Here is a 12,747-nt window from a genome sequence, read left to right on the forward strand (position 1 = left end):
ACTTTATCCAATTTTGTCTTGGGTTTTGGTATCAAAATCACTGGCATCATGACGCTCATGCAACTGTGATTCTGGTTCTCCCCAAGTTTTATTTACCATGCGACCACGCTGTACTGCTGGACGCTCAGCAATCTGATCTGCCCAGCGGATAACATTTTTGTATGTATGGGCTTCAATAAATTCAGCTGCATCGTAAGCTAACCCTTTGACTAAAGCGCCATACCAAGGCCAAGTTGCAATATCCGCAATCGTATATTCATCACCACACATGTACTCGTTGTCAGCCAGTAGCTTGTCGAGCACATCAAGTTGACGTTTTATTTCCATGGTGTAGCGATCTATAGGGTATTCAAGTTTTTCAGGTGCATACGCGTAAAAATGACCAAAACCGCCGCCTAACAAAGGCGCACTAGCCATTTGCCAGAATAACCATGATAGACATTCTGTGCGTTGAGTGGGGTCTTGAGGTATGAATTCGTTAAACTTTTCAGCCAAATACAACAGTATTGAACCTGATTCAAACACGCGAGTAGGTGGTGATGTGCTGTGATCAACAAGGGCTGGAATTTTAGAGTTTGGATTAGCGGCCACAAAACCACTGCTAAACTGATCGCCTTCTAAAATATCGACCAAAAACGCGTCGTATTCCGCTCCTTTGTGCCCTTTTTCTAACAGTTCTTCTAGCAATACAGTCACTTTAACGCCGTTTGGTGTCGCTAAAGAATAAAGTTGCAAGGGATGTTTGCCCACTGCTAACTCTTTGTCGTGAGTTGCACCGGATATTGGCCTGTTAATATTTGCAAATTTCCCACCGCTTTCTTTATTCCAAGTCCATATTTTAGGTGGGGTATAAGAGTCACTCATTTTAGCTCCTGATAAAATTAGATAAGCGTATAGGATCGCATAGAATATTTAGATTGGGGTCAATTGAAAAACTTAAAGTAATGAACTTCAATTTAATTCAAACTCACCTGAAAGTAATACTAACAGGTCATCAATATAGTGTTTATTGGCAGTGCTATTTATCAAGCGCGCTAGTTCAGAGCCAATTGAGGTAAATTTATAATATTGTAGGCTTAATCCTCTTTTTTTCGGGGCTAAATGAAAGCTTTCGCTGGCACAGCGATATTGAAATCTACTCTGTATTTCAAGCTCACTAGTCTCTATTTCACTATTATAAATTAACCCTAGATCCATTAACGATAATAGGTCAGGGTAGGCTAAACCATATGCGGCTAAATTTATTTGTTCGTTTTTAATCAGTCTAAACACTGACAAAATATTAGGTTTTCGATGATAACCGTAGATGATTTTTAAACCGTGTTCACCTTTTCGTCTACTTGCCATTCCTACCGCTAACTTGAGGATTTTGGCATCTCTATGGGTTAAGTTTTTTAAAGTATGTAAGGTTTTAAGTGAAAAAGAGCCGGGAACGCTTATCTCTACTGTGAAAATTTTAGCCCATAATTCTTGCATTGCTGGTGAATTGATATTTTCTGCCATTTCGCTAAAACTGAAGAACCAATCGGGATCCAGTTCATCTTGAACTGCTTGCTCTTGGCTGAAATCTGTCGCTAAAGTAAGTATACGTTCTAAATTTTTTAATTTTCGTTGTGCTTTTACAAACTGATGGCGACTCACCTTTTTATGCAGGTCTTGTTCAATAGCGCTCTTTTGCCCTATTGCAATGCCCGCCCTACTAAACCATTGCAGCATTTTGGTTTTCACCTGTTTAGCGTGCTCGGTGCTGGCTTTTTGTGTCGATGACACCTGCCCTTGCGCAGTGCTTTTGGCAACGGAATCTTTCCCCTGTAAGAGGTTGGGAGGTGGGATATTGGAATCTATTTTCATATAAGTGAAATTGACCTAGATAATAGGAGAATGATTATACCCGAAATCCACAACAATTGACGAATTCGACTGACATTATGAAATTGTGACAAAAACAAGCGGTTTTGCTGAATTTTGCTACAATTATTATTCCTCTTTGCTGCATATTGAGATATGTTTAAGCTGTAAACAATAGTATTCACCAATTATGGTGTTCGTATAGTGGAAGGATGAATGTCTCCAACGGATTATGAAAATGATGAATTGATTTTCTTGGAAGAAGACGAATCACAGGAACAAGAGACTAATTTCGGTCGCTGGAATGTGTTAGTAGTTGACGATGACGAAGAAATTCATTCAGTAACCAGATTAGCTTTGTCTGATTTACAGCTCAATGACAAAAAGCTACATTTTCATCATGCTTACTCAGGAGAGCAAGCACTCACTATCATTGAAAAGTTAGGCAGTAAACTAGCCATTATTCTTCTCGATGTCGTAATGGAAACCGATGATGCTGGGTTAGTGGTCGCGCGCAAAATGCGCGAAGAACTTAAATTAATGGAACCCAGAATAATCCTGCGAACAGGTCAGCCTGGTTATGCACCAGAAGAAAGTGTCATTAAAGAATACGATATTAATGATTACAAAACAAAAACCGAACTTACTCGCAGTAAACTGGTTACTACAATAATCGCCTCTCTTCGTTCGTATCAGCAAATACTCACCATAAATCAAAGTCGCCAAGGCTTGGAAAAAATTATTCACTCCTCAGCTAACCTATTAGAAGAGCACTCAGTGAAGGGGTACTGCGAAGGCATAGTAACCCAAATTAGCTCATTAATTGGTCTAGATGCTGGCGGTGTTGTCTGCGCGCGGGCTGGTGCTATTTTAGATAAAGAAGATAACAGCGTGTATGTGTTAGGGGCCGCTGGTGAATTTGCCAAGTACATCAATGAAAGTTTAGATAACCTGCACGATAAAAAAATCGTTGATTCAGTAAGTCGCTGTTTAAGCAAAAAACAACACTTATATGAAGACAATTACTCGGTCTTGTATTTAAACAGTTCCGGTTACGATGCCGCGGTTTTTCTCAATGCAAAAAAGCAGATCAATTCACTAGACCGAAAACTGCTAGAGGTGTTTTTACACAGTATTTCCATCGGCTATGAAAATGTAAATCTGTTCCACCAATTGCGCACAGCAGCATTTAAAGACTGGTTGACCAAACTGCCCAATCGTAATGAATTCATCAATATGCTTGATGAAACTGCAGTAATGACAAGTACCGGTTACAACGTAGTCGCGTTGCTTGATATTAAGCATTTTTCCGATGTAAATGATGGATTAGGACAAGATGCAGGGAATAACCTGCTAAAAGCTGTATCTAAGCGAGTTCAGGACAGTTTAGGGGCAAATGTCAGAATGGGCCGTATCGGTGCTGATGTTTTTGGTTTGATTGGTTCTGAAGAAGTGGTGAATCCTGAACGAGTTAACGCATTGTTTGCGTTCCCGTTCAAGGCTGGAGATCACACCTTACCTATTAATATAACCATGGGCTTTTGTAAGTTAGTAGATGATGAATGCTCTGGTATTAATTTATTAAAACAAACTAATATTGCCCTAAATCGAGCGAAAAAAGATCTCAACACCAATTTTGGTTATTACGAACCGGAAATGGAAGAAAAGACGACTTGGCGATTAGGTTTGATTCGCCAGCTACGAACTGATTTTTCTGCACGCAAGTTAGAAGTTTGGTATCAACCGCAAGTAGATTTAGTCACTGAACGTGTTGTTGGTATGGAAGCGTTGTTGCGCTGGCCAACTGAAAATGAGGGCTTTATTTCCCCTGCGGTATTTGTTCCGTTGGCAGAGTATTCGGGTCTGATTATTGAAATTGGTGCTTGGGTTTTAGAGGAGTCATGCTGTCATCTCAAAGAGCTTATAAACAAAGGTTACACCGATTTGCGCATGGCTGTGAACATTTCCATGCCGCAATTCAGAGACCCAGACTTCATTCAAACGGTTAAAACGTCAGTAAACGACAATTCAATAGTGCCGGCGCAATTGGAATTGGAAATTACTGAAAGTGTTGTGATGGACGAACCGCAAATTGTTGTAGAGTCACTCAAGGAACTTAAAGAGTTTGGAGTGAAAATCGCCATTGATGATTTTGGTACTGGATTTTCATCAATGAGTTACTTGCAGCAACTGCCATTAGATCGCTTGAAGGTAGACAGGTCATTTATTAACGAGATAAAGCCCAATAAATCTGCATTCATTGCCGAAACTATTGTAACTTTGGGTAATCGTCTTGGTTTACAGACAATTGCTGAGGGTGTAGAAAAACGAGAGCAAGCTAGCTATATGTTAAAGTTAGGCTGTGATGAAGCGCAAGGTTATTTATATGCAAAGCCGATGGCATTTGATGAACTTGTCAAATTTTTAGATAGCTATCAATAATATATCAAACTCTTTTTGCTAAGTTATCCAAAAGGAAATTGCTCATTCGCTCTAGGTATTATCCTGAATGATTGTTTTAACTTCAGGTAAAACAGATTCTTCAAACCAAGAGTTCTTTTTTAACCAAATATTATTCCGTGGTGAAGGGTGGGGTAACACTATGTATTCTGGCAAATAGTCTTGCCAGTTCCTGACTCTGTTAGTGACACCTAACTTGTCGTTTAAGTAGTAATTTTGTGCATATTGACCAATCAAAAGGGTTATTTTGGGTGTAAATGAAGATAGCAATCTTTGATGCCAAATCTCTGCACACTTTTTTATGGGGGGAAGATCTCCAGAAGATGACTTTCCAGGATAACAAAACCCCATGGGTAAAATAGCGACGATATTTTCGTCGTAGAAAGTTGCTTTATTCATACCTAACCATGTCCTTAATCTATCTCCCGAAGCATCGTTCCATGCTAAGCTAGAATTATGGGCGGCGAGACCAGGTGCTTGACCAATTATACAAATTTGGCTATTCGCACTTCCTTGAATGATTGGGTTAGGTTGCAACGGCAGAATATTCACACATTCTCGGCAGTTTCTTGCTAAATCAAAGTCATTTTTTTTCAATAAATTACACTCTGTCATAATACTGTCATAAAACTATGGTCCGTATTTCTTGGTACCATCCATAGTCTGTGTTATATTCTCTTCATCGGAAAACCGATGAATTAATAGGAGTAACACAATGCGTAAATTATTTTCTCTTCTTGCCGTCTTATCTTTAGGAACGGTTGCGCATGCTCAAGCCGATCAGTTAAAAACCTTTGATTGTGTAGACAAGCAATCGTTTGAAGTGAATAGTCAATGCATGGCAAATAAGATTAGCCAAAATATGACTTATCGAAACGTGCAAATGGACATTGCTGAAAAAGCAAATATTCAAAGTGATGCAATTATGGCCACTATAAAATATTATCCAAAAGACGCGTTAATCGAAGTTGTCGCTCACCGAGATGCGTTAGCGGACCAATCGCTAACAGCAGCAGTGCAACGCTAAGTTATTAAGCTTTTAAAAAAACCTGACAATCGTCAGGTTTTTTTTGTTTCGTATTTTAGCTTTCGACATTCGCGGGGCTAAAGCACCCGCCTACATATAGCAATCAAACCCAACATCAAATCTAAATGTAGCATGGGTTTTAGCCCATGAAATCTACCTAAACCGCAGGTCGTGCCATAAACATCACTAGCAAAAAACTTTGTTCAGTTTAGGGTTTATTAAAGCCAACGCTAAGCCATTTGATAAAGTTCGTAGAACTTTTGCTTCTGCTGCAACATACTTAATTTCAGTTCTTTGTATTTGTTTGCCAATTCAAAATTGTCGTAACTCTTTTTGATCCGCGCTTGATTAAATTCCAACAACTTTTTCTTAGTCGCATAATAATCACTCATTTTGGCAACTAGCACATCGTACTCATGTTGTAGTTTAACCATAATTTCTTCAGCGTCTGGTAAATTAGAGATTTTCTTCTGCGTACGTTTCATCATCATTTCAAAACGGGCTTTTTCAATTCTTTCTTCAGGGCAACGACGAAGGTTTTTCGCCAGTTTTAGCGCACAAAGTCCACGAATCAACCACTTAGTTGGATCAAATTGCCACCAATGGATGCCGTTTCGGTAATCGTACTCAAAAATATGATGATAATTGTGATAGCCCTCACCAAAGGTGAAAAAGGCTAAGATACCATTGTCTCGAGCAGTGTTTTTATCTGTGTAAGGCTGTTTACCCCAAATGTGCGCAAGGGAGTTGATAAAGAAAGTCACGTGGTGAACAACAACTAATCTAAAAACGCCAGCTAGCAGCAGCATGCCTAATACGTCGCCATTTAAAAATCCTAATGCGATTGGAATTCCAAAGTTAGTCGCTAACACTATGGGTAAATAGTATTTATGTTGCCACATGACAATAGCGTCTTTTTGCAAATCTCTACAGTTTTTATAATCATCAAAGCGGTGTGACTCATAATCTCTGAGCATCCAGCCTATGTGAGAAAATAGAAATCCACGTTTAGCGGAATAGGGGTCTTTGCCATTTTGGTCCACAAATTTGTGGTGAACTCTATGATCCGAACTCCAGTGTAAAATACTATTTTGCAGTGCCATAGCACCGCCAACCGCTAATATGAATCGAACAACAGAATTGGTTTCATAAGCTTTATGGGACCATAATCTATGGTAGCCGGCCGTTATTGACATGCCTGAAAAGTAGATCAAGAAAACACATGTAATCACTTCAAACATGTCGAAACCATTGAAATAGGCTTCTAATGGTACGCCAATAACAGCGATTACACCGGTAATAAGAAAGACCAAAATGTTGGTCAGTAGCAGAGGAGGTTTATTCATTTAATATACTTTTGAGCTTACAACTGTACGCTAATTTATCCTGAGCTAGGTATTTTATCAAGTAAATAAATTGAAAAGACTGTTAACCTGAGGTGTAATTCAAGCTGATAACTTTATCATTAGTGTAAAACACCTGAGGGCAGTAAGTGATTCAAACTCGACAGCAACAAAAGTTAAAAACCCGTCGTGCAATCATAGATGCAGCTTTTGGTCTGTTAGATGAACAACATAGTTTTTCAAGTATGAGTCTCAGGGAAGTGGCAAGGGCCGCTGGTATCGCGCCTACGTCCTTTTATCGTCACTTCAAAGATATCGATGAGTTAGGGTTAACGCTAGTGGATGAAGCTGGGTTAACTTTGCGTCAATTAATGCGTCAAGCTAGAGTAAGAATAGCGTCAGGAGGCGGAGTTATTAGTACTTCAATAGATACGTTTATGGAATTTATCTCGGCTAACAGCAATATTTTTAGATTGTTATTAAGAGAACACACTGGGACCTCAAACGCCTTCAGAGCTGCTGTGTTCAGAGAGATTCAGCACTTTACCGAAGAACTGACCGACTATACTGTGGCAACAACTGGTTTAAATAGAAAACTCGCGAATTTACAAGCTGAAGCAATGGTTAAACTGGTGTTTAGCACTGGTGCTGAGGCGCTGGATTTAGATCCTATTCAAAGAGAACAATTGGCGATTCGATTAAAAATTCAGTTAAGGTTCATTACAAATGGCTCGTTAGAGTTCGCTAAAAGCAATGAACCTATTTAAATCTTGTTAGTTTTTTCGCACTAAATATACACCGGCTTCAACGTGGTGGGTATAGGGGAACTGGTCAAATAGAGCAAAACGATGGACTTCATGAGTTTTGCTTAATAGGTCCAAATTATTTTGCAAGGTTTCTGGGTTACATGAAATATACACGATATTGTTATATTTACTGATCATTGAAACTGTTTCATCATCTAAACCTGCTCTTGGCGGATCGACTAACACTGTGCGGCAATCGTATTGGGCTAAATCCACCCCTTCTAGTCGATTGAATTTTCTTATCCCTGCTTGGGCTTGTACAAACTCTTCGCTAGACATACGAAGAATTGTCACATTGTCAGCCTGATTGGCGCTGATATTATATTGTGCTGCAGCAACTGAGGTTTTTGAAATTTCGGTGGCTAAAACCCGTTTGAAGTTTTGCGCCAAGGGAATGCTAAAGTTGCCTAAGCCGCAGTATAATTCGAGTAAATCACCTCCGCTATTTGCGGTAACATCAAGTGCCCATTCAAGCATTTTTTGATTAACCAACGCATTTGGTTGAGTAAAGCTATTTTCAACCTGCTTAAATTCATAGGTTCTTTGTCCTATAGGTAAACGCTCGATGACAAAATCTTTATCCACTATGACTTTTTGTTTACGGGCTCGACCCACTATATCTATTGGATAGTGCTGTCTTAGCTGTTTTAAAATTTTACTTATCTGTGCATGCCAGCTTTCATCTAATGGCTTGTGGTAAAGCAGGGAAACGACAATTTCACCACTTAAAGTACTTAAATAGTCGATTTGAAATAGTTTGCGTCGCGCTATTTCATTGTCTTTTAATAGCACCACCAAATCGGCCATTACTTGATTGATCAGTTTACTCGCGGGAGGAAATTGATCGACGCGGTATTTCTCTTTGCTTTGTTGGTCGAACATGATGTGAAACAGCTCATCACCTTCATGCCAAACACGAAACTCCGCACGCATTCGGTAATTCAGAGTTTGCGAAGCGAACACTTCTAATTTGGGCATTTTAAATTGGCTAAACTGAGCGCTTAAAGCTGTCACTTTTTCATCGAGTTGAGCTTGGTAAAATTGGGGATCTATTTCTGTTGGACGCATCAAAAACTCGATTAGGTTGGCATTGAAAGAAGATTCGCGAATTTTAAAGATTTCCTGCGCGCTTGCAAATGCAATTTGGTTTTTGTTTTACCGTACATAGGGTAAAGCACTAATTTGACTGAGTATTTCCCATATTAGCGGAGTTATTTAATTTAATTTCTCAATAAAGTGAATTTATAGCCGATACTATTACATGAGGATAGTGAGGTATTGCACATGAATTTCGGTGAAATTAAAGCGTTTATGGGAGATAAAACTCAGGTTAATCCCAATGACGCTGTGAAAAATCAATTGCGCGAAGCGGGTTTAAGACAAGCCGAAGCGGGTATAAGTGCGCCTGCAGAATCTACGGTTAGCAAACTCAGCTCGCAAACCACAGTCGGGTTAAGAATTTACAATAACTCGCTCAATCAAACATTACAAATTGATGAGAAGCGTGCCAATCTTAAAAACCCAGAAGAAACTAACAAGAGTCTGTTTGACTTCGAGGAAGTGGCCAAGAATGTGCTCCAATTTGTTGGTGGAGTGATATCTGGCGCTGCTCGTAATGGGGCAGATGAAGAAACATTAGTTAGTTTATTCGAACAAGCACGTTCCGGTGTTTCTAAAGGTATTAAGCTGGCTGAAAAAGATTTATCTGGTTTTATGAACGAAGAAATTTCCGACGGAATAGGCCGAAGTGCCGATTTGATTGAACAGGGAATTCAGCGTTTACAAGATAAACTCTTCGGTAGTCAGAGTGATCCAGAAGATAGGGAATTGCAATCAGATACTTCGTTAATAACAGAGAGTCTTTCTGCCTCCAGCCAACAAAATGGCGAATTACAGATCCGCACTCGAGACGGTGATGAAGTGGTTATTCGTTTCGAAGATTTAAAACAATTCGAATTAAATCGACAGGTTTTATTGCAACAAGAAAAACAGATTAAGCAAGAACCAAACATTGAGCACAATGATGTATTGCCACGGGCTGGTATTGACAGTGCTGGAAATGAAACAGTAGAAACTGCCAACAACGAAGCTGAAGAAGTATCAGCTCAATCTAATACTCAATCTGAAACGTCTCAAGCGGCCACTAAACAAACAGAAGTGCAGCAGTCGGTGTTTATTGCACAGAATAATTACAGCTTTTCTGTATCTGGAGAGTTAGACGAAAGTGAGTTGCAGTCCATTGGCCAGTTAGTTTCTGATGCTAATGATTTGGCTACGACGTTTTTTGATGGTGATATCGAACGGGCCTTCGAACAGGCCTTAGAAATTGGTTTTGATGAACAGGAGCTAACCAGCTTCGCTTTACAGTTAACTCGACAAGAGCAAGTGGAAGTAGTTAAAACTTACGAGTCAGTTTCACATTACAGCGATGAGCAAGGTAGTCAAGAACAGTCATCAAAGCCGGTGGAGAGAGTAAGTGATTACTTACAAAAAATGTTGAATGTGTTTGAGCAATCACAGCAAAAGTTAGCCGATGGTGATCAGTACGAAACTTTGATTAATAGCATTATTAATGAAGTGCAGGATTTAGGTACAAATGATTTGGTGTCGGCAATCAATGATTTTCATGCATTCAATAAACAGTTATTGAATAATTTGCCCACTGCAAATCAATCATCTGAATCTGAACAATAGTTTAGAGACTAGTGCCACAGTTTATTAACAGGCTGTGGCACTAGTGCATAAACTGAAGTGCCTTTGGATTAATCAGCCCCACTGATGATCTGAATTTGCGCGATATCAGTGTCACCCTTTAAGACTTTCAAAATACCGTCTTGGGTAAGAGTACGCATACCGTCTCGCATTGCCTGGGCTTTCATTTCTGTTACCGATGCTTCTTTGTAGACAAGCGAGCGAAGATCTGGAGTCATGGTGAGAAGTTCATGTACACCGGTTCTTCCTTTATAACCAGTGTCACCGCAATCATCACAACCTTTTCCTCGGTGCAACCTCAATGGCTCTTGAAGATCCAGTTCTTGAAGATATTCTTCACCGTATTGACGGCGGATAAATGCCATGTCTGTTTCGGAAGCTTCATATTCTTCTTTGCAGTTAGAGCATAATGTACGAATCAAACGTTGCGCCATAATACCAACACAGGCATCAGAAAAGTTAACCGGATCTAATCCTAAATCTAATAATCGGGTTATTGTTTCTGGCGCTGAATTTGTGTGCAGAGTCGAAAGCACCAAGTGACCGGTTAAGGATGCTTCAATACCGGCATGAGCGGTTTCTTTATCCCGCATTTCACCAATCAGGATGATATCCGGATCGGCCCGCAAGAAAGCCCGCAATGCATTAGCAAAGGTAAAACCTATTTTGGGACTGACCTGAACTTGTTGTAAACCAGGTTGGGTTATTTCCACCGGATCTTCGGCAGTCCAAATTTTCTTATCTGGTGTGTTTAAATATCCCAATATTGCATGCAAAGTGGTAGTTTTACCTGAACCAGTTGGACCTACAACTAGCAATATTCCATGGGGCTTTTTGATCATTACCCGCAACATGCTCATATTTTTTGGTGAGATGTTCATTTTTTCAATAGGCAAGGCGCCACCTGAGGCCAATATCCGCATGACCACGCCTTCGCCGGCTACTGTGGGTATTGTCGCGACCCGAACTTCAACCAATTGGCCAGACATTTTAAATGCCAACTTGCCATCTTGAGGGACACGCTTTTCTGCGATGTTCAAGTTTGACATGATTTTTATACGGGCAATGACCGCACTATGGTGGGACGCTGGAACTTGTGTAATATCTCGACAAACACCGTCGATACGCATTCGTACCCGAGTTGGACCGTTCTTTTCTGGATCCACATGAATATCTGACGCATTTAGTCGTTTTGCGTCGTGCAGAACACGACTAACCAAACGTACCACTGCAGGAGCATCATCCGACATCTCCTCACTGGTATCATCTAATTCTTCACTACTGGTACCAATTTCGTCCAGTATTTCATCCATCTCGCCTGGCGTACCACCACCACCGCCTGCCCCTAAATATTGTAAAACTTGATTGGGCAAGCCTACGGAGATTTCATAACTGTCTATCCCTAATGCGCTTTCAATTTCCATCAAAAGTGCAGCATTGTTAGGTTCTGCCATTAAAACTATCGGGTTTTCAGAGGCGTCTGCTAACACCACAACGTAGTTTCGTTTTAAATAAGACAGGTTTAATTTATTGCCACTTTGTAATACGTGATATTTCTCAGGAAGATAACTAATATAAGGAACTTGATAGTGAACTGATAATGCATTACCCAATTCATCTTCAGGGATACGGGCTTCTGATACCATGCGTTGGATTAACTGGCGGATATCTTTACTGGATTCAGTAAATTGTTTGAGATCTTTTTCAGACATCAATTTGCGATGAACAAGATAATCAAACGGATTACTGGTGCCACCTAACTCATAACGAAATTTATTGCCTAATATTTCTGACAACGAATTCGCTAAGCGCAGGTCGGCATCACCAAAGGAACCTACTTTTTTATTAATAATCTGCATTACGCCCATCAACACGCCGGCGTTCAAAATCGGCACACAAATGATATTTTCAGTTTTAAAGGAACTGTTTTTATCAAATTTGTCGGCAAACTTTAGGCGAGGATGTATTTCCGCGAGCTCTTGCGCATTATAAGGATCACTAATCAATAATGGTTTTTGACTCAGTGCAACATACCCAGCTATGGACTGGGGACTGATAGGAACTTTAATTTGAAGTGTCTCTTTACCCGTTTTAAAACGGGCAACCAAGTCTTGATGTTGACGCCTGCGTTGAAAAATACTCATACGCTGAGCTTCAAACAAATTCAGAATAATCGGTTCCAATTGCTGATAAGCATCCATCAATGAAGGATGTGCTTCTAACAATCTGTCTATTTTTTGAAGAGTCTCTTCAATCACAAGTTCTGTTGCCATCTACTACGGTCAGTGTCATTACTTATTCCCTAACTATAACTGAGTGTAATCATTAACAAAACCTAAGATTTAGATTGCTTCTCATCGGACTCGCTTGGTTTCACATTTTGGTTGAATAAAAAGCCCATAATGCTTAACAGCATTGCGCCATGCATAATAGGATTTGCGAGTATATCAGTTCCTTGTCCATACCAGTCACCGATTGCCTGTATGAAGGCGAATCCAATCGCTATATAAAATATCCAATTTATAAAGGTGATTAATTTAGGTGGCATATT

11 protein-coding genes are annotated in these 12,747 nt (G+C 39.9%); 4 read left to right on the top strand and 7 right to left on the bottom strand.

Annotated elements, in window-relative coordinates; all coding sequences use genetic code 11:
- Nucleotides 1-3: 3 nt before the first annotated feature.
- Complete coding sequence (gene yghU / locus Q4567_RS02340) at nucleotides 4-864, bottom strand: glutathione-dependent disulfide-bond oxidoreductase (protein ID WP_216048902.1); 861 nt, start codon at nucleotides 862-864, stop codon at nucleotides 4-6.
- A gap of 87 nt (nucleotides 865-951) precedes the next feature.
- Nucleotides 952-1,851 (bottom strand): TIGR03899 family protein, encoded by a 900-nt coding sequence (locus tag Q4567_RS02345; protein WP_216048901.1) that lies wholly within the window; start codon nucleotides 1,849-1,851, stop codon nucleotides 952-954.
- A 213-nt stretch (nucleotides 1,852-2,064) separates the two neighbouring features.
- Here Q4567_RS02345 and Q4567_RS02350 point away from each other — a divergent pair, with 213 nt between their 5' ends.
- Nucleotides 2,065-4,290, top strand: a complete 2,226-nt coding sequence (locus Q4567_RS02350; protein ID WP_216048900.1) for an EAL domain-containing protein — start codon at nucleotides 2,065-2,067, stop codon at nucleotides 4,288-4,290.
- A gap of 51 nt (nucleotides 4,291-4,341) precedes the next feature.
- Here the strand turns inward: Q4567_RS02350 and Q4567_RS02355 are convergent, their stop codons facing one another.
- Nucleotides 4,342-4,923: a uracil-DNA glycosylase family protein gene (locus Q4567_RS02355; protein WP_303499206.1), complete on the bottom strand. Its 582-nt coding sequence runs from the start codon at nucleotides 4,921-4,923 to the stop codon at nucleotides 4,342-4,344.
- Between the two features lie 100 nt (nucleotides 4,924-5,023).
- Between Q4567_RS02355 and Q4567_RS02360 the strand changes: the two genes are divergently transcribed.
- A complete protein-coding gene (locus tag Q4567_RS02360; protein WP_216048898.1) occupies nucleotides 5,024-5,335 on the top strand; it encodes a pyridine nucleotide transhydrogenase in 312 nt (103 codons plus the stop codon).
- A 230-nt stretch (nucleotides 5,336-5,565) separates the two neighbouring features.
- Here Q4567_RS02360 and Q4567_RS02365 read toward each other — a convergent pair whose 3' ends face one another.
- Nucleotides 5,566-6,681, bottom strand: a complete 1,116-nt coding sequence (locus Q4567_RS02365) for a fatty acid desaturase (protein WP_216048897.1) — start codon at nucleotides 6,679-6,681, stop codon at nucleotides 5,566-5,568.
- Nucleotides 6,682-6,827: 146 nt separating this feature from the next.
- Here Q4567_RS02365 and fabR point away from each other — a divergent pair, with 146 nt between their 5' ends.
- Nucleotides 6,828-7,445, top strand: a complete 618-nt coding sequence (fabR, locus tag Q4567_RS02370) for an HTH-type transcriptional repressor FabR (protein WP_216048896.1) — start codon at nucleotides 6,828-6,830, stop codon at nucleotides 7,443-7,445.
- A 6-nt stretch (nucleotides 7,446-7,451) separates the two neighbouring features.
- Here the strand turns inward: fabR and trmA are convergent, their stop codons facing one another.
- Nucleotides 7,452-8,552 (bottom strand): tRNA (uridine(54)-C5)-methyltransferase TrmA, encoded by a 1,101-nt coding sequence (gene trmA, locus Q4567_RS02375; RefSeq protein WP_216048895.1) that lies wholly within the window; start codon nucleotides 8,550-8,552, stop codon nucleotides 7,452-7,454.
- A 216-nt stretch (nucleotides 8,553-8,768) separates the two neighbouring features.
- On the opposite strand from trmA, the gene Q4567_RS02380 reads away from it, so the two are divergent.
- Nucleotides 8,769-10,178 (top strand): DUF5610 domain-containing protein, encoded by a 1,410-nt coding sequence (locus tag Q4567_RS02380; protein ID WP_303499209.1) that lies wholly within the window; start codon nucleotides 8,769-8,771, stop codon nucleotides 10,176-10,178.
- Between the two features lie 68 nt (nucleotides 10,179-10,246).
- Here the strand turns inward: Q4567_RS02380 and Q4567_RS02385 are convergent, their stop codons facing one another.
- Both Q4567_RS02385 and Q4567_RS02390 read right to left on the bottom strand, forming a co-directional pair.
- Nucleotides 10,247-12,469 (bottom strand): GspE/PulE family protein, encoded by a 2,223-nt coding sequence (locus tag Q4567_RS02385; protein WP_303499211.1) that lies wholly within the window; start codon nucleotides 12,467-12,469, stop codon nucleotides 10,247-10,249.
- A gap of 62 nt (nucleotides 12,470-12,531) precedes the next feature.
- Nucleotides 12,532-12,744: a hypothetical protein gene (locus tag Q4567_RS02390; protein WP_303499212.1), complete on the bottom strand. Its 213-nt coding sequence runs from the start codon at nucleotides 12,742-12,744 to the stop codon at nucleotides 12,532-12,534.
- Nucleotides 12,745-12,747 lie beyond the last annotated feature (3 nt).

This window comes from Aliiglaciecola sp. 2_MG-2023, assembly GCF_030548145.1.
GTDB classification, from domain to species: domain Bacteria; phylum Pseudomonadota; class Gammaproteobacteria; order Enterobacterales; family Alteromonadaceae; genus Aliiglaciecola; species Aliiglaciecola lipolytica_A.